This is a genomic window from Streptomyces sp. NBC_00335 (assembly GCF_036127095.1).
Lineage (GTDB): Bacteria > Actinomycetota > Actinomycetes > Streptomycetales > Streptomycetaceae > Streptomyces.
On the sequence record NZ_CP108006.1, the window covers coordinates 7,913,625 to 7,929,770 of the forward strand.

A 16,146-nucleotide genomic window follows, 5' to 3' on the forward strand; every position below is an offset into this window, starting at 1 on the left:
GTCCGCGACCGGGGGCGCAGGGCCCGATCCCGCACGGACGCCCGCGGGGGCGGTACGCCGCGCTCACACGCCGCGGCACGACAACTTCCCCTGAACCGCTCGCCAGAGAGTCGAAAACGACCCCAAACCGCCATCGCCGCACGAAGGTCGGAGTGACCGGGGACACAGGGGGAGCCGCCCGCGAGGAGAGGGCCGGCGAACCTCCCGGCAAGAGGATCGGAGAGCCTCCCGGGGCAGTCGTTGCGGGGTGTCCGGCCGGACGGGCCGCCCCCGCCGAAGTGGCCGAACTGCGCCGATGAACTCCCTTGAGAGATGAGTATTGTTCCACTTGTCGGTCCGGCACGACGCGTGGAACGGGGGGAGCGGTGAGCGGGGTAGTCGTCCATCTGCCGCAGGGGTGCAGTGGCACCGACGGCGGCGAACCGTACGGCGATGCGGTGACGTTACGGCTCGGACCGGGCGAAGTCGCCCGCTTCGGACGCGGATCCGCGAAGATTCCCGTGGAACTCCGCCTGGCCGACGCCGCGATCTCCCGGCTCGCCGGGGAGATCCGCGTGACCGACGACCACTGGCAGTTGACGAACCACAGCGCCACCCACAGCTACCTCGTGGAGAACCCGGAGGGCGCCGGGGAGTACCTGCGGGTCCCGCCCCGCCGGGTCGGGGCACCCGTCCCGTTCGAGTTCTCGCGCGTCGTGCTGCCCACCCGCAGCGACGTCCCCGTCTCCTTCCAGGTGTTCGCTCCCGATCACGTCTACCTGGACCCGGAGGCCATGGGCGCCCCCTGGGGCCGCCTCACGGTCACCGCCTACTCGCTGGACGAGACGGCCACCTACTTCCTCGTCCTCCTCGCGCTCTGCGAACCGCGCCTGCGCGACCAGTCCCGCGTCGCGGTCCCCACCACCCCCCAGATCGTCGAACGGCTCAGGGGCCACGTCGCCTGCGCCACCCTGACCGCGCGAGCGGTCAGCTCGCACATCGACTACCTCGCCGAGGAGAAGCTGCGCATCGGCGCCTCGGACCCGCGCGAACCCGGCAAGGGCGACCGCCGCAACGGCAAGCGGGAGGAGATCGTCGGGCTCGCCCTGCGGTTCGGGCTCGTGCGCGAGGAGCACCTGACGCTGCTGCCACCCCTGACGGGGGCCGGCGGGCGGGAGCGGCAGACCGCGCGATGACGACGCCCCACACGCTGCGCGACGTCACGGAATGCGACGGTACGGACCTGCTCCCGCCCGGCCACCGGGTGCGGGGCTGGACGATCACCGGCCTGATCGGGGCCGGAGGCTGGTCCACGGTCTACGCCGCACGACCCGCCGACACGTACCCGGACCGGACCGGCCGGGCCCCCGCGCACCCGTCCGCGGCACCCGCCGACATCGCTCTCAAAATCATGCCGACCGCCGGGTACGCCCCGCGCCAGACACGCAGGATCGTGGAGTCCGCCCGCCGGGAGGTTGAACTGGGACGCAGGGCCGGGCACGCGCGGCTGATCCGCCTGCTGGACTCCTTCGTCCTCGAGGCACCGGACCGCCCCGCCCTGGACGGCGCGATCGTCCTGGTCATGGAACGGGCCGCGGGCAGCCTGCGGGAACTCCTCGACGCCGGGGTGGCCGAGGCCGACCGCGCCCGGCTGATCGCGGGGATCTGCGAGGGACTCGCCCACCTCCACGGTTCGGGTTGGGTCCACGCCGACCTCAAGCCGGAGAACGTCCTGCTGGACGGCGGCCGTTGCGTGAAGCTCTCGGACTTCGGGCTCGCCACCCAGATGACGGGAACGTACGGGTACGCGCCCCCCATGGGCACCTTGGACTACCTTCCGCCCGAGCGCTGGCGGGCACCCCTCGGGGAGCTGGGCGTGAAGGTCCGCCCGAGCGCCGACATCTGGGCCCTGGGCATCATCATCCACGAGGTGTTCGGCTCCGGCGCCTCCCCGTTCTCCGGCGCCACGCCCATGGCGCGCGGCGCCGCCGTCCAGGAGTACGGCGAAGGGCGCGCGCCGCTGCGCATGGACCAGGCCGTGCCGCCGTTCTGGCGCGAGCTCGCCGCGGACTGCCTCGCCCCGACCCACGCGGCGCGCGCCCCGCACACCGCCGAGAGCCTGCTCGCCCGCATCACCGCCGAACAGCAGGGGCGCGGGAGGGGCGCGCGACGGCTGTGGGGCCGGGCCCGCGCCGCGATCCTCACCACCGCTTTGTGCGGGATCGCCGGTACGACCCTGTGGTCGGACGCGGCACGGTCGGGCTCCGCCGCGCTGGACGGCCCGGAGGGCGCGGCGGCCGGCACGATCCGCGTGTTCAACGCGGAGAAGGGCTGCCAGGAGCGGGCCGACCGGGAACCGCAGTGCAGTCTGGGCCTGGCGATCGATCCGATGCGCCCGTACGCCGCGGACAACGTCGTGCCGACCCGGGTGTGGCACGGCGACGTCCTGGCCGTCGACTGCCAGTTGCCCGACGGCCGGGCCATCATCGACGAGGCGGACCTGCAGTCCACCCGCTGGTTCCTCGTCCGCCTCCCATCCGGCTCCACACCCCCCACGGCCTGGCTCCCCGCCGTCCGCACGAAGGACCGCCCGGCGCTGCAGGGGTGCCCGCCCCCCGCGGCCGGGAGCTGACGCTCCCGGCCGGCACATCGGAAAGCCGCAGGTCCAGGCCGAAAGAGACGACCTAGGCCGCCCGCCTGCGGCGCAGGAAGATGCCGACGGCCGCTCCGGCCAGGGCCGTTGCCGCCACTCCCGCCGTCGTCCACCAGACGGCGGGACCCGTGCCGGGTTCCGCCGGAGTCTCCGAGGCCGTCGCAGGTGTCGGCGTCGGGGGCTGAGCCTGCGTCCCGGTCGGCGCGGACGACGGCTCGGCGGGGCGGGTGCCCGGGGTGCCGGTGGTCGGGGCCGGGTCCACCACCGGTACGCCGACTTCGAGTTCGCCGTGCCCCAGGGCGGGGAAGCCCACGTCCACGCTGACCTTCCAGGCACCGGGCGGCAGGGACTCGGTCGTGGTCCAGCCGGCCGGCGTCGCCGCGGGATCGCGCACCAGCCGCCAGGGCCCCAGCGTGCGGGCGCCGTCGGCGCTGACCGCGTTCACGGTGGCGGCGACCGCCTCTTCGACGGCGTCGCCGTCGTTCTCCCAGGTGACGTCCGCGGTGACGTGGCCATCCCGCTGCCCTGTGACCACCACCTTCACGGTGTCGCCGTGGGCGTGCGCCACGGCCGGGGACAGCAGGATCAGGCCGACGGCGGTGAGGACTGCCTGGAAAGCGATTCGTATGCGCATCGTGGCGTGCTCCGGGTGGGGTGAGGGGCGGCGGACGGCCGCACGGTGCGGCCGTCCGCCGGAGGGCACTTCAGGGGGCTGTCTGGGTCAGCCGGCCTTCTGCACGGTCCAGACCTGCGGGGCCCGGCCGTCCGTGCGCTGGAGGTCGAGCAGCCAGTTCCCGTAGTAGGGACGGCTGCTCACGGTCAGCGCGAAGCCGCCGCTCGGGTCGGTGACGCTCACCGCGCCACCGCGGGTGGTCAGCTTCCAGCTCTGTGCACCGGTGCGGCCGCAGGGCTGCTGCGCGATCCACATGCCCGCGGCGGGAGTACCGCCCGGCTGCAGGCACTTGCCGGAGACCGCGGAGCGGATGCGGACCAGTCCGCCGCCCGCGTCGTCGAAGTACCACTGCTGCTGCGCGTACCCGTTGGAGCGGGCCCCGACGAGCACGGTGCCGTCGGCGCTGCGCCCGCCCCACACCTCGGCGGCCATGCCGGTGCTGCCGTTCCCGAGCAGGTACCGGGTCCCGGGGGTGGTCGCGCCGCCGCCCGTGCCCTTCGTACGGAAGGACGCGGCCTTGCCGGCTCCGCTGTCCCGGCCGGCGCTGTCGCGGACGGAGACGGCGACCGTGTAGGAGGTGTCGGGCCGGAGGTTGTAGACGCGCAGCACCGGGGACTGGACCCAGCCCAGGTGCTTGCCGTTCAGCAGGACCTGGTACCAGGCTGCTCCCTCGACCTTGGGCCAGCTCACGACGGCGGAGTCCGACTGGACCTGGCCGACCGTCACGGCCGGTCCGCCCGTGGGCTTCTTGGTCGGGCTGGGCGACGGCTTCTTGGTCGGCGAGGGGCTGGGGTTCGGACCGGGGTCGGTGCCGCCGCCGCCCTTGTTCTTCATCAGGAACTGGTTGTCGGCGATGTTCCAGTGCGTGGCCAGGTAGCTGCCGGCCCTGGGGCTGGTGTGGAAGTAGTCGTCGTGGTTGCAGTCCAGGATGTTCTCGGAGGCCTGGTTGGTGCAGATGTTGCGCATCTGCGGGTAGTACGGGGTGTCCGAGTAGCACATGACGTCGAACTCGTCGGTGCAGTGCGCTCCGCGGCTGGTGTTCGGGGCGCTGTTGTTGACCGCGCCCAGGTTGTGGCCGAGTTCGTGCGCCGCGGTGTGGCCGCCCCAGCAGCCGGAGTCCGTACGTCCGTACGAGGGACCGAAGTTGCTGATGTTGGCCTGGCCGGGCCGCTCGTCGCCGTTGAAGGTGCCTATGCCGCAGTAGACCTTGGTGTCCGCGAAGATCATGTACTTGCGGTCGCGACGGTCGAGCCCCTTGCCGGCGAGCGCGGCGTTGGTCGCGCTGAACTCCGCGAGCGCGGAGTCCGGGAGCTCGATGTTGAGCACGGTCGGTGTGCAGTCGGCGGCCGTCACGTAGCGGATGTGCCGGACCCCGCCGGTCTCCTGGGCGCTGGCGGCGTAGATGAGGTCGGCGTCGGCGGCCCATTTGCGGAACGACGCCACGTAACTTGCGTAGCGGTCACGGCCGGGGCCGTGGACGTACACGACCTGGACGCGGTTGCCCGTGCTGCCGTCCCCGTCGCACTGGACGGTCTGGCCCGCGGGGCCGGCGGCGACGGCCTGACCGGCGGTCGAGGGCGCGGGCGCAGCGGACTTGTCGGCCGCGCGGTCGGCGTCGGCCGCGGGCGCGTCCTGAGGACGCGCGCCTCCTTCGGCGGCCGCCGGGTCGTCGGCGGCGGGACGGGCCGGGTCGGCCGCGGGCGCCGAGGCCTTGACGGCGGGCGCGATGTCCTTCGTTATGTCGACGCCCTTGGGCGGGGCGTCGGGACCGTGGGTGCACAGACCCGCGCCGGTCCGGTAGACCCCGGCACACCGGTCGCCCTTCGGCGCGGGGGCGAGGCCGTCGTAGACCATGCCGCGCGCGCTCTCGTTGGCGGGCGCGGCCGCGAGGGGTTCGGGCTCCTGGTCCCGGGCGGGCGCGGAGGCCGGTGCGGCGGCCTCCGTACCGGCTTGTACGGACACGGCCCGGGCGTCATCCCCCAGTCCCGAGTAGGCGATGCCGGCGGCGATCACCGCCGCCGAGGCCATGGCGGCGGTGAGGAGCATCAACCGCCGCGGCTTGCGGCGGTGTTCACGCCGTCTGCGTCGTTCTGTCATGGGCACCTCAAGTGAACGTCGGATGAGTGGGTGCGCGGAAGCCTGCCAGACGAATGCCGCGGAGAATTCGGACAAAGAGGGGCGCGGTTCGAGAAATCGTTCCGTTACCTGTCCGTCAGATCTGATGAACACTCAAGAGCTAATGAAATAAAGCTAGTTACGCGCGTCACGCGCTAATGGTCCAGGCCTTATCGGGGGCAGTCGTTATCTAATCGAGATAACAAGTGGGGTCCTATTGACGGGAATTCAGTCAAGGATTCACCTAATTACTACCTGTCGAATTCCTGTGGTCACGACCCGTGAGGAAGGGGCTGCCCGGTCGGCCCGGCGCAACACGGAGGCGCGCTCCACGGCGCACTGACGGAGCGTCCGGGCTCGCGGCGGACGTCAATCGAGCGACGTACACCGTGCCGTTCACGCTGACGGGCGCGCTCGGCGAAGCCGCCTCCTGTCGGTGCGCACCCGGCAGGCCCACAGGACGCACCCGGTCCGGTCTCCTTGGCGCTGCCCGCAGAGTATGTGGGCCCTGAACGGGATTGGTGGCGGAGAAGAGGGCAGACGCCAGGTGTGAAAGGAGGGGCGATGTCAGGTACAGCGCGTCGGAGGGCCGGTCTGAGATGTGAAGAGGCCCGGCTGATCGCCCGCGACGTCCTGTCGGCCGACGGCTTGGGGGAGTGCCTGGTGGACGACGTGCTGCTGGTGGTTTCCGAGCTGGTGTCCAACGCGGTCCGTCACGCCGGCGGGGTGACCGATTTCCACGTCCGGCGTCTCCAGGACTGCGTGGCGGTCGACGTGTCGGACGCGTCGACCCTGTGCCCCCGCGTGCCGGACAAGCCGGTCGGGATGCCGGGAGGATTCGGCTGGCTGCTGGTCAACCGGATCGCCGACCGTACGGAGACCCTCTGCGGCTTCGGCGGCAAGACGATCACGGCGTTCATCCCGCTGACCGCCGCGTGAAGAAGCGCGCGTTCTGCCGTCCTGCCCGGTTCGACGGTCCCGGCTGCACGGTTCGCGTGAGCTTCCCGTGAGGTTCGACTGGGCTCCGCGTGAGCTTCGAGTGGGCTCCGCGTGAGCGATGTCGTCACGCGGACCACCGGGCGCGGTCTGGGAGGATGCGCCCCATGGATGTAAGGAGCAGGAATCACGTGACGGTGACCGGGCGGGCCGGTGGACCGGTGGTGGTGCTCGCGCACGGGTTCGGGTGCGATCAGAACTTGTGGCGTCTCGTGGTGCCGGCCCTGGAGAAGGACTTCACCGTGGTCCTCTTCGACCACGTGGGTTCGGGCAGGTCGGACCTGTCGGCGTGGAGCCGGGAGCGCTATTCGACGCTGGACGGCTACGCCGAGGACGTACGGGAGCTGTGCCGGGAGCTCGCCCTCGGGCCGGTGACGTTCGTCGGGCATTCGGTGAGCGCGATGATGGGTGTGCTCGCCGCGGCGCGGGAGCCGGAGGCGTTCGCCGGTCTGGTCCTGCTCGCTCCCTCACTGTGCTTCATCGACGATCCGGCCGCCGGCTACCGGGGCGGGTTCAGCGCCGAGGACATCGAGGAGCTGCTGGAGTCGCTGGACGCGAACTATCTGGGCTGGTCGGGGGCCATGGCGCCGGTGATCATGGGTAACCCGGAGCGTCCGGAGCTGGGTGAAGAGCTGACCAACAGCTTCTGCCGCACCGATCCGGAGATCGCGCGGGTCTTCGCCCGGGTGACGTTCCTGTCCGACAACCGCGAGGACCTCGCGAAGGTGACGGTTCCCACTCTGGTCGCGGAGTGCTCCAGTGACGCGATCGCTCCGCCCGGAGTGGGCGCCTTCGTGCAGTCGCGGATTCCCGGCAGCCGGCTGGTCACCCTGAGCGCGACCGGCCACTGCCCCCAGCTCTCCGCCCCCGAAGAGACCGCCGCGGCGATCGGCGCGTTCGCCGGAGCGGCCCGATGATGTGCAAGACCGACGACGCGGAAGAGGAAAGCCCCACAGGAGAACGCGGACCGGCGGACGAACAGGCGCGGTTCTCCGCCCTGCTGGAGGACAGCGCCGAGGATCTGTACGAGCACGCGCCGTGCGGATACCTGTCCACGCTGATGGACGGCCGGATCGCGAAGGTGAACGCCACCCTGCTCAACTGGCTCGGCTACGGACGCGGCGACCTGGTGGGCCGCAAGCACTTCTCCGACCTGCTGACCGTCGGCGGCCGGATCTACCACGAGACCCACTTCGCCCCGCTGCTGCGGATGCAGGGCGAGGTCAACGGCATCGCCCTGGAACTGAAGGCCGCCGACGGCTCCCGTCTGCCCGCCCTGATCACCTCGACGGTGAAATCGGGCGACGACGGGCAGCCGCTGCTGATCCGCACCACCGTCTTCGACGCCCGCGACCGCCGGGCCTACGAAGCGGAGCTGCTGCGCGCCCGCAAGGAAGCCGACCTGGAGCGCGATCGCCTGAAACGGCTGAACGCCACGCTGCAGAAGACGCTGCTGCCGCCGACGCTGGGACGCGTACCGGGCCTGGACGTGGCCGCGCACTACCACGTCGCCTCCGCCGACGAGGTCGGCGGCGACTTCTACGACCTCTTCCCCCTGGCCGCCGGCGCCTGGGGGTTGTTCCTGGGCGACGTGTGCGGCAAGGGCGCAGCCGCCGCGGCCGTCACCTCCCTGGCCCGCTACACGCTGCGCGCCGCAGCCGTGTACGACCCCGACCCGGTCGCCGTCCTCGGCAACCTCAACACGGTCCTGAACCACGAGTACAACGGCACCGATCCGCGCTTCTGCACGGTCGTGTTCGGCCTGCTCACCCCCGACAGAGACCGGGGCGGCTTCCGCATCACCCTGGCGAGCGGCGGACATCCACCCGCCCTCTTGATGCGTGAGGACGGAACCGCCGACTACCTGCCCACCCCCGGCGGGCAGCTCATCGGCGTCCTCCCCGACGCCCACATCGCCGCCACCACCGTGCACCTCGCCTCCGGCGACACCCTGCTCCTGCACACCGACGGCCTCACCGAAGCCCACACGGCCGGAGGCGGCGGCGACCGCTACGGCGACGACGCCCTCCTCGGCTTCGGCCGCGCCCTGGCCCCCACCACCGCGACAGACGTCATCGACGCGGTCCGGTCCCTGCTCGACACCCTGGGCACCGGCGTGGACGACGACGTCGCCGTCCTGGCCATCCACGTGCCCCGACCCACCAGTGAAGAGCAGCCGTGACCCAGCCCTTGACACTCCGCACCCGCACCAGCACCGCCGGAACGGTCGTCGAGCTGGCCGGGGACCTCGATTACCACACCGCACCCGAGGTCCGCGCCGCCCTGCCGGCACTCGAGCTGCGCCCGGGCCAGCAGCTCACCCTCGACCTCGGCGCCGTCACGTTCTGCGACTCCAGCGGCATCACCGCGCTCATCGCCGCCCGCAACCACGCCCTGGCGGCCGACGCGACCATCGCGCTGGCCGCGGTCCCCGAACGCGTCAGCCGGATCTTCCGCATGATCGGCCTGGAGCAGGTCTTCGCCACCCACCCCACCGCCGAGGCCGCCGAAGCCGCCTGGCGGCCCACCACGAGCTGACCTCCCCGGAGCGGCATCCGGTCGCCCGCCCCGCTCAGGCGCGGACTCCGGCGGTGATCTCCGCGCAGCGGGTGGCCACGGCGCCGAGCGCACCCTCCGTACGCAGCAGCCCGCGCTGGACGCGCGCCCCGTTGCCGTGCTCCAGGAGACGGGCGATGCCCTCCCGGACGCGTTCGTCGTCGCCGTGGTCGGCCAGGGCTTCGCGTACGTGGGCGTGGAGCGCCCCGACGGCCACGGCGGGCGACGTCTCGCGCATCGTGCGGGGGTCGATGAGCGGGCCGTCCAGCCCGGAGCGGCCGGCGCGCCAGGCTGCCAGCCGCAGCAGGCCCGTACCGATCCTGGCCGGCGGCTGTCCGTCCCGCCAGGCGCGCGCGGCGGTCTCGACCAGTCCGCGTACCAGGGCCGCCAGGAGGACCGGAGTCGACGCCTCCAGGCAGACGTCCGCGACCCTGACCTCCACCGTCGGGTAGGCGGCGGACAGCCGGGCGTCGAAGTACATCATCCCCTCGTCGCGCAGCACGCCGGTGCCGAGCATGGCGTGCACCTGTTCGTGATAGCGGTCGGCGGACCCGAAGAGGTCCGTGGGCCCGGCCGACGGCAGCCGGTTCCAGACCCGGCTGCGGTAGCTGGCGTACCCGCTGTCCTCGCCCTGCCAGAACGGAGAGTTCGCGCTCATCGCGGTGAGTACGGGCAGCCAGGGGCGGATCCGGTCCAGGACGGCGACGCCCTCCTCGTCCGACTCGACCGACACGTGGACGTGGCAGCCGCAGGTCAGCTGCTCCTGCGCGGTCAGACCGAACTGCTCGCCGACCCACTCGTACCGCTTGCCCGTGCTCAACGAGGGCCGGACCGGCAGCGGCGAGGTGCCGAGGGCCGCGACCAGCGCCCCTGCGGACGCGGCGTGCCGGGCGGCTTCCCCGCGCCAGCGGGTGATCTCCTTCTGGAGCTCGCCCATCTCGGTCACCGGCTTGGTGGCGAACTCCAGCTGTTCCTCCTGCAGCTCCTTCTCAAAGGCGTGCCCCTGCGGTTCGTCGCCCCCCGCAGGCCGTACGACGGACCGGTCCGCAGCCGCGAGCACGGCCCCCGAGAGGGCCCGCGGCTCACCGGTGCGGGCGTCCACCAGCAACAGCTCTTCTTCCACGCCTACGCTTCGCATGCCGCCGCCCGCCGATCCGCTGTTCACACCGATCCGTGGCTCACATCGATCCACTGCTCACATCGCCCCGCACCTGCCCCGCCCCACCCCGACCATGCGGGCACTGATCAGGGCGGTCTGCCTGCGCGTTCGCGGCAGATGGCTGACGGAACTTGTGGAGCGGCCACACGCTCAGCAGGCTTGCCCCATGCTCTCACCCGCCCCCGGACCGGTCCGCTCCCCTGTGGGAGCGGACCGGCGGGCCCGTTCCCGCCGGGCGCTGCTCGGCGGCTGCGTCGGCAACTTCATCGAGTGGTACGAGTTCGGCGTCTACGGCTACCTCGCCACCGTCATCGCGGCGCACTTCTTCACTCCCGAGGGCGGCAGCGCGGTGGAGGGGCTCGTCAAGACGTACGCCTCCTTCGCCCTCGCGTTCTTCTTCCGGCCCGTCGGGGCTGCGGTGTTCGGGCGGCTCGGTGACCGGATCGGCCGTCGGCCGACGCTCGTCCTGGTCATCTGCCTGATGACCGGCGCCACGACGCTCATCGGCGCGCTCCCGACGTACGCGACCATCGGCGCGGCCGCGCCGTGGCTGCTGACGCTGCTGCGGATCGTGCAAGGGCTTTCGGCGGGAGGGGAGTTCGGCGGAGCGGTCTCGGTGATGACGGAGAGCGTGCCGCCGGGCCGCCGGGGGCGGTACGGGGCGTGGCAGTCGTTCACGGTCGCGCTCGGCCTGCTCGCGGGCGCTGCTACGACGGCGCTCCTGGCGACGGTACTGACCCCCTCGGAGCTGAACGCCTGGGGCTGGCGGGTGCCCTTCCTGCTGACGCTGCCGCTCGGGCTCGCCGCACTGTGGCTGCGCGTGCGCCTGGACGAGACGCCCGCCTTCGTCGCGGCCGTCACCCCGGCGGGCGGACCCCCACGGCGACCGCCCGCCGGGGAGACGGTCAAGGCCGTCGCGCTGGGCGCCGGGCGGGTCATGGGCTGGTCGGCGGCCGGGTACACCTTCCTGGTGGTCCTGCCCTCCTACCTCCAGAACACCCTGAACGCGACCTTCCAGCAGGCCCTCGTGGCGACCGTGCTGGCGAACCTGGGGTTCGCGGCGACCATCCTGCCCGCCGGCGCGCTCAGCGACCGGCTCGGGCGGCGGACGGTGATGCTGGCCGGAGCCCTGCTGGTGGCCGTGCTCGCACTGCCGCTGCTGAACCTGGTCCAGGACCCGGGCGCACCGGTGTACGCGAAGGGGGCCGCGCTCTTCGCCGCGGGCGCCGCCGTCGGGCTGATGGCCGGACCAGGCCCCGCGATGCTGTCCGAGATGTTCCCGACCACGGTGCGCTACACCGGGCTGGGGCTCGCGTACGCGCTGTCCAACGCCGTGTTCTCGGGATGTGCGGGGCTGATCATCACCAGGGCCGTCGCGTGGACCGGGGACGCCGACATCCCCGCGTACTACGCCGCGACCGCCTGCGCGGTCAGCGTCGCCGCGCTGCTGACCCTGCGCGGCGACGACCACGAGCGGGCGCTGCGGTGAGCGGCCCGCCGGCGGGCGTCCGCAGGGCGGGCGACCTGCGCGTGGTGGGGCTGATGTCGGGCACCTCGTACGACGCCATCGACGCGGCCGCCGCGGACCTCGCCCTGGACGGGGACACGCTGGTGCTCACGCCGCTCGGCATGATCAGTACCGCGTACGAGAACGGTCTGCGGGCGGAGCTGGCCGGGGCGCTGCCACCCGCCGCGACGGACTTCGCCACGGTGTGCAGGCTCGACACGCGCATCGGACAGGCCTTCGCCGCGGCGGCCGTACGGGCCGACCTCGAACTGTGCGGCGGCCGGAGCGATCTGACGGCCTCCCACGGGCAGACCGTGTACCACTGGACCGGGTCCGGCCGCGTGTACGGCACGCTCCAGATCGGCGAGCCGGCCTGGATCGCCGAGGCCACGGGCCGGCCGGTCGTCTCGGGTTTCCGTACGCGGGACGTGGCCGCCGGGGGACAGGGTGCGCCGCTGGTGAGCGTCTTCGACGTCATGTGGCTGCGCGGGCGGCCGGGCGTCCCCGTGGCGCTCAACCTGGGCGGCATCGCCAACGTGACGGTGGTCGCGGACGGGGCGGGCGGCGCACCGCTGGCCTTCGACACCGGACCCGCCAACGCGCTGATCGACGCGGCGGTACGGGAGCTCGCAGGGGGTGGCGCCCCGGGCGGGGCGCCGTCCATGGACGTGGACGGCGTGCTCGCCGCCCGCGGCACCGTGCACCCGGGGCTGCTGCGGAAACTGCTGGACGAGCCGTACTACGCCCTGCCCGCACCGAAGACGACCGGCAAGGAACTGTTCCACCTGCCCTATCTGCGCGCGGCCCTGGACACCTGCGGGCCGCTGTCCGCCGAGGACGTCGTCGCCACCCTGACCCGGCTCACGGCACGGACCGTCGCCGACGCCGTCCGGCCCTTCGGGCCGACGGAGGTGATCGCATCGGGCGGCGGCACCCGCAACCCGGTGCTGATGCGGTGGCTGCGGGAGGAACTGGGCGGGGGCGGCGCGGGCGCGGCGCTGCGTACGTCGGACGAGCTGGGGCTGCCGTCCGGCACGAAGGAGGCGTACGCCTTCGCGGTCCTGGGCTGGCTCACCGCGCACGGTCTGCCCGCGACCCTCCCCTCCTGCACCGGCGCCCGGCACCCGAGCGTCCTCGGTTCGCTCACACCCGGCGCGGTGGGCCGGAGCCTGCCCGCGCCGCTGGCGACGGCGCCCGACCGCCTGGTCGTCCGCGCCCCGCGCACGTCCAGGTGAGCAGGGCGCCACTACCGCACGAGCATCGCGCGCGGCGCGGACGGCCTACACGGAGTCGTCAGGGACGCCGTCGTCGGTCAGAAGACCCGTCCTCAGCCGTTCCGTGATCCGGCTCAGCAGCCGGGAGACGTGCATCTGGGAGAGGCCGAGCCGGTCGCCGATCTCGGACTGGGTGAGTTCCTCGCCGAAGCGCAGGGCCAGGATCCGGCGATCGCGGTCGCTGAGGGTCGTCAGCAGGGGCTTGAGGGTTTCCAGGCATTCGATGCGGTCGTACGCGGCTTCCTCGACGCCGAGCGAAGACGTCAGCGGCGACGCGTCGGAGTCCTCGCCGAGCGGTGCGTCGAGGGACCCGGCGGTGTAGCCGTTGCTCGCCTGGAGGCCCTCGGCCAGCTCGCTGTCGGTGATCCCGAGGCGGTGTGCCAGCTCGTGTTCGGACGGCCGGCGGCCCAGCCCCTGTTCGAGGGCGTCGTAGGTCCTGGCGATGTCGAGCCGGAGTTCCTGCAGACGCCTGGGGACCTTCACCGACCAGCTGGTGTCACGGAAGAACCGCTTGATCTCACCGGTGATGGTGGGGATCGCGAACGTGGCGAACTCGGTCCCGCGCTCCACGTCGAACCGGTTGATGGCCTTGATCAGGCCGATCGTGCCGACCTGGATGATGTCCTCCAGCGGTTCCCTGCGCGCGCGGTAGCGGCGGGCCGCGTACTTCACCAGGCTGAGGTTCAGCTCGACGAGGGTGTTGCGCACGTACGAGAACTCGGCAGTGCCCTCCTCCAGGGTGCCAAGACGCCGGAAGAGCGAGGTGGACAGGGTCCGGGCGTCCGTCGTGCTCACGCCGACCAGGTTCTCGGGGAGGTTCTCGGGGAGGCCGAGGAGGTCCGGGAGGAGCCCGGTATGGAGGGGGTCCGCCGTGTCGCGGGTGGTGGGTGACATGTGAAACCTCTGACGGATGGGGCTGAAGCCGGCAGGCGCAGCGGGGACCGTCGTCGTCTTCCCGATGGCTATATACCCCCTCACGGGGAGGGCTGACCCTTTCCCCGCGCAGGGATCCCGTAGGGGGTCTCGGCACGCCGTCCCCCGACAGCCACGGGGCCGGGCCGCGGCCGCCCGGGGCTCCGCCGCGACGGCCGTCGGCAGGCCCGTGCACGGTGCCGAAGATCCTCGTGTGTTCCTCCGAAGATCGGCAGGCCCTGGGTAGGCCTCCGCTGTCCGGGCAGTCGCCAGTCGTTCCGTCCACCGACGCGATCCGCCCAGCGGGGATCACCGCGTCCGATCCCCGGAGGTGCCCGATGCCCGACACGGTCCTGACCAGCGCAGACGCCCGGGCGCGGCTGATCGCCTTGCCCGGTGTGCACCGACCGCAGTCCGATACGAGGCTGCCGGCCGCCGGCCATCAAGCAGGGTGCCCCGGTGAGATGTCGGCGATATCGCTGAACCGGAGCAGGGGCGGCTCGTCGCGCCGCCCGGGCGGGCTCTGCTCCACCGGGTCGAGCAGGAAGCCGACGTGGTCCCCGTCGCCCTCCACGTGCCCTCGTACCCGGCCGACGAACCAGGCGAGGCAGTCCGCGAGGACCGGTGCGGACCCTTCTCCGGGCCGCCAGTCCACCCGCTCGAACTTGTCCACGTCGTCGCCGGTCCGCCCGCCGAACCAGTCCGCCGTGGGCCTCTGCTCGCGGCGCAGCACGTGGACCGCCACGTGCGAGGCGCGGCGTGCGACGCGGTACGTCCGGTTGGACGTGGAGATCCACACCATGAAACGGGGCGGGTCGATCGAGCACTGCGAGGCGAATCCCACCAGGCACCCGGCCCGTTCTCCGTCGGCCGCCGCCGTCACGACGTACATCGCGTAATCGAGGACGTCGGTGAAGCCGTCCATTCCGGGTCCGGTCACGGAAAGCTCCTTGGATGAGCGGCGGAATTTCCTCCGCAGAAGTTCGGGGCCGATCGACAGCTAAGGACGGATTTCCCGGGTAGACGCGATCCAAAGCGCCACGGCGGATCAACCGTTCCGTCGAATTCCCCACATGAGAACGAGGCCACCATGATTTTCGCCGGACTCATCCTCCTGCTCATCGGATTCCTGACCGGAATCTCCATCCTGTGGACCATCGGGATCATTCTGCTCGTGGTGGGCGCGGTGCTGTGGATTCTGGGCTCGGTCGGTCACGCGGTCGGCGGACGTCGCCACTACTGGTAACCGGCCATGAACTCTTTGGAGAAGGTGCGACCCCCGCCCGCAGGGGCGGAAACGGGGAGCGACTTCGCCCGGCTGTCCAGGAAGATCCAGGCGGCCGGCCTGATGGGCCGGCGCCCGGGCTACTACGCACTGCGCATCACCGTCGTGACGACCCTCTACGCCCTCGGTTGCACGGCCTTCGTGCTGATCGGGGACAGCTGGTGGAACCTGATCACCGCCGGATTCCTGGCCTTCGTCTTCGGCCAGGTGGCTCTGCTGGCGCACGACGTCGCGCACCGGCAGGTCTTCCGCCTGCGCAGGTCCAGCGAGGTGTCCGGGCGGCTCGCCGGGAACCTCGGCATCGGGATGGGATACGGCTGGTGGCAGGACAAGCACAGCCGGCACCACGCCAACCCCAACCACGAGGACCTCGACCCCGATCTCGATCCGGACATCCTGGTCTGGACACAGGACCAGGCCCGGGCCTCCAAGGGGCTACCCCGGCTCCTGGGACGCTCCCAGGCGTTCCTGTTCTTCCCCCTGCTCACGCTGGAGGGCTTCAACCTGCACGTGTCCGGGATCCGGTCCCTGGCCGACGGCGCCCTGAAGGACCGGGCGTGGGAGGGCACCCTCCTCTTCACGCACCTCGCGGTCTATCTCGGCGCGCTGTTCCTGGTGCTGCCGCCCGGCAAGGCGATCGCGTTCCTGGTGGTCCACCAGTGCCTCTTCGGCATCTACCTCGGATCCATCTTCGCCCCGAACCACAAGGGCATGCCGACCCTGCGGGGCGCGGACCGGCCGGACTTCCTGCGCCGCCAGGTGCTGACCTCCCGCGACGTGCGGGGCGGCCGGTTCACCGACATCGTGCTCGGCGGCCTGAACTACCAGATCGAGCACCACCTCTTCCCGAGCATGCCCAGCCCGCACCTGCGCCGGGCCCAGGTCATCGTCCGCGGCCACTGCCAGGAGCTCGGAGTGAGCTACCTGGAGACCAGCCTGATCAACTCCTACCGGCAGACCCTCGCCAGCCTCCACCACGCCGGCGCCCCGCTCCGTCAGCCCCGCGTGCGGCAGGTCCGCACCACCGAGACGTGACC

At 72.1% G+C, this 16,146-nt stretch carries 15 protein-coding genes; 10 read left to right on the top strand and 5 right to left on the bottom strand.

Going from position 1 to position 16,146, the window contains the following annotated elements; translation table 11 throughout:
- Positions 1–365 precede the first annotated feature (365 nt).
- Together OHA37_RS35815 and OHA37_RS35820 are read left to right on the top strand one after the other, a co-directional pair.
- Positions 366–1,175, top strand: coding sequence for a serine/threonine protein kinase (locus OHA37_RS35815; protein WP_266911711.1), 810 nt, complete (start codon positions 366–368; stop codon positions 1,173–1,175).
- Complete coding sequence (locus OHA37_RS35820; RefSeq protein WP_266911713.1) at positions 1,172–2,611, top strand: serine/threonine-protein kinase; 1,440 nt, start codon at positions 1,172–1,174, stop codon at positions 2,609–2,611. Before OHA37_RS35815 ends, OHA37_RS35820 begins: the two co-directional genes overlap by 4 nt.
- A gap of 52 nt (positions 2,612–2,663) precedes the next feature.
- Here the strand turns inward: OHA37_RS35820 and OHA37_RS35825 are convergent, their stop codons facing one another.
- Both OHA37_RS35825 and OHA37_RS35830 read right to left on the bottom strand, forming a co-directional pair.
- The gene (locus OHA37_RS35825) at positions 2,664–3,266 is read right to left on the bottom strand and encodes a hypothetical protein (protein WP_266911715.1); all 603 of its coding nucleotides are present in this window, start codon (positions 3,264–3,266) and stop codon (positions 2,664–2,666) included.
- An 87-nt stretch (positions 3,267–3,353) separates the two neighbouring features.
- The gene (locus OHA37_RS35830; protein ID WP_266911717.1) at positions 3,354–5,402 is read right to left on the bottom strand and encodes an RICIN domain-containing protein; all 2,049 of its coding nucleotides are present in this window, start codon (positions 5,400–5,402) and stop codon (positions 3,354–3,356) included.
- Between the two features lie 582 nt (positions 5,403–5,984).
- Between OHA37_RS35830 and OHA37_RS35835 the strand changes: the two genes are divergently transcribed.
- The 4 genes from OHA37_RS35835 (at position 5,985) to OHA37_RS35850 (ending at position 8,954) form a co-directional block, all read left to right on the top strand.
- Positions 5,985–6,359: an ATP-binding protein gene (locus tag OHA37_RS35835; RefSeq protein ID WP_266911719.1), complete on the top strand. Its 375-nt coding sequence runs from the start codon at positions 5,985–5,987 to the stop codon at positions 6,357–6,359.
- A 164-nt stretch (positions 6,360–6,523) separates the two neighbouring features.
- Positions 6,524–7,333, top strand: coding sequence for an alpha/beta fold hydrolase (locus OHA37_RS35840; protein ID WP_266911721.1), 810 nt, complete (start codon positions 6,524–6,526; stop codon positions 7,331–7,333).
- Positions 7,333–8,598: a PP2C family protein-serine/threonine phosphatase gene (locus OHA37_RS35845; protein ID WP_266913380.1), complete on the top strand. Its 1,266-nt coding sequence runs from the start codon at positions 7,333–7,335 to the stop codon at positions 8,596–8,598. The genes OHA37_RS35840 and OHA37_RS35845 overlap by 1 nt, the downstream gene beginning before the upstream one ends.
- Complete coding sequence (locus tag OHA37_RS35850) at positions 8,595–8,954, top strand: STAS domain-containing protein (RefSeq protein ID WP_266911723.1); 360 nt, start codon at positions 8,595–8,597, stop codon at positions 8,952–8,954. Before OHA37_RS35845 ends, OHA37_RS35850 begins: the two co-directional genes overlap by 4 nt.
- A gap of 34 nt (positions 8,955–8,988) precedes the next feature.
- Here the strand turns inward: OHA37_RS35850 and OHA37_RS35855 are convergent, their stop codons facing one another.
- Positions 8,989–10,110, bottom strand: coding sequence for a glutamate--cysteine ligase (locus OHA37_RS35855; protein WP_266911725.1), 1,122 nt, complete (start codon positions 10,108–10,110; stop codon positions 8,989–8,991).
- 187 nt (positions 10,111–10,297) lie between these two features.
- Here OHA37_RS35855 and OHA37_RS35860 point away from each other — a divergent pair, with 187 nt between their 5' ends.
- Together OHA37_RS35860 and OHA37_RS35865 are read left to right on the top strand one after the other, a co-directional pair.
- On the top strand, positions 10,298–11,620 hold the full coding sequence (locus OHA37_RS35860) for an MFS transporter (protein WP_266911727.1): 1,323 nt from the start codon (positions 10,298–10,300) through the stop codon (positions 11,618–11,620).
- Positions 11,621–11,655: 35 nt separating this feature from the next.
- Complete coding sequence (locus tag OHA37_RS35865; RefSeq protein ID WP_266913382.1) at positions 11,656–12,873, top strand: anhydro-N-acetylmuramic acid kinase; 1,218 nt, start codon at positions 11,656–11,658, stop codon at positions 12,871–12,873.
- A gap of 45 nt (positions 12,874–12,918) precedes the next feature.
- Here the strand turns inward: OHA37_RS35865 and OHA37_RS35870 are convergent, their stop codons facing one another.
- Complete coding sequence (locus OHA37_RS35870; protein WP_266911729.1) at positions 12,919–13,806, bottom strand: SigB/SigF/SigG family RNA polymerase sigma factor; 888 nt, start codon at positions 13,804–13,806, stop codon at positions 12,919–12,921.
- A 460-nt stretch (positions 13,807–14,266) separates the two neighbouring features.
- Complete coding sequence (locus OHA37_RS35875; protein WP_266913384.1) at positions 14,267–14,749, bottom strand: flavin reductase family protein; 483 nt, start codon at positions 14,747–14,749, stop codon at positions 14,267–14,269.
- Between the two features lie 165 nt (positions 14,750–14,914).
- Here OHA37_RS35875 and OHA37_RS35880 point away from each other — a divergent pair, with 165 nt between their 5' ends.
- Both OHA37_RS35880 and OHA37_RS35885 read left to right on the top strand, forming a co-directional pair.
- Complete coding sequence (locus OHA37_RS35880) at positions 14,915–15,070, top strand: DUF6131 family protein (protein ID WP_204357835.1); 156 nt, start codon at positions 14,915–14,917, stop codon at positions 15,068–15,070.
- A 6-nt stretch (positions 15,071–15,076) separates the two neighbouring features.
- Positions 15,077–16,144: a fatty acid desaturase family protein gene (locus OHA37_RS35885; protein WP_266911732.1), complete on the top strand. Its 1,068-nt coding sequence runs from the start codon at positions 15,077–15,079 to the stop codon at positions 16,142–16,144.
- Positions 16,145–16,146 lie beyond the last annotated feature (2 nt).

Bases quoted from the DNA above. Each gene is read 5' to 3' on its own strand.
- OHA37_RS35820 (WP_266911713.1), top strand. From the start codon at position 1,172: ATGACGACGCCCCACACGCTGCGCGACGTCACGGAATGCGACGGTACG.
- OHA37_RS35825 (WP_266911715.1), bottom strand. From the start codon at position 3,266: ATGCGCATACGAATCGCTTTCCAGGCAGTCCTCACCGCCGTCGGCCTG.
- OHA37_RS35830 (WP_266911717.1), bottom strand. From the start codon at position 5,402: ATGACAGAACGACGCAGACGGCGTGAACACCGCCGCAAGCCGCGGCGG.
- OHA37_RS35835 (WP_266911719.1), top strand. From the start codon at position 5,985: ATGTCAGGTACAGCGCGTCGGAGGGCCGGTCTGAGATGTGAAGAGGCC.
- OHA37_RS35840 (WP_266911721.1), top strand. From the start codon at position 6,524: ATGGATGTAAGGAGCAGGAATCACGTGACGGTGACCGGGCGGGCCGGT.
- OHA37_RS35845 (WP_266913380.1), top strand. From the start codon at position 7,333: ATGTGCAAGACCGACGACGCGGAAGAGGAAAGCCCCACAGGAGAACGC.
- OHA37_RS35855 (WP_266911725.1), bottom strand. From the start codon at position 10,110: ATGCGAAGCGTAGGCGTGGAAGAAGAGCTGTTGCTGGTGGACGCCCGC.
- OHA37_RS35860 (WP_266911727.1), top strand. From the start codon at position 10,298: ATGCTCTCACCCGCCCCCGGACCGGTCCGCTCCCCTGTGGGAGCGGAC.
- OHA37_RS35870 (WP_266911729.1), bottom strand. From the start codon at position 13,806: ATGTCACCCACCACCCGCGACACGGCGGACCCCCTCCATACCGGGCTC.
- OHA37_RS35875 (WP_266913384.1), bottom strand. From the start codon at position 14,749: ATGGACGGCTTCACCGACGTCCTCGATTACGCGATGTACGTCGTGACG.
- OHA37_RS35880 (WP_204357835.1), top strand. From the start codon at position 14,915: ATGATTTTCGCCGGACTCATCCTCCTGCTCATCGGATTCCTGACCGGA.
- OHA37_RS35885 (WP_266911732.1), top strand. From the start codon at position 15,077: ATGAACTCTTTGGAGAAGGTGCGACCCCCGCCCGCAGGGGCGGAAACG.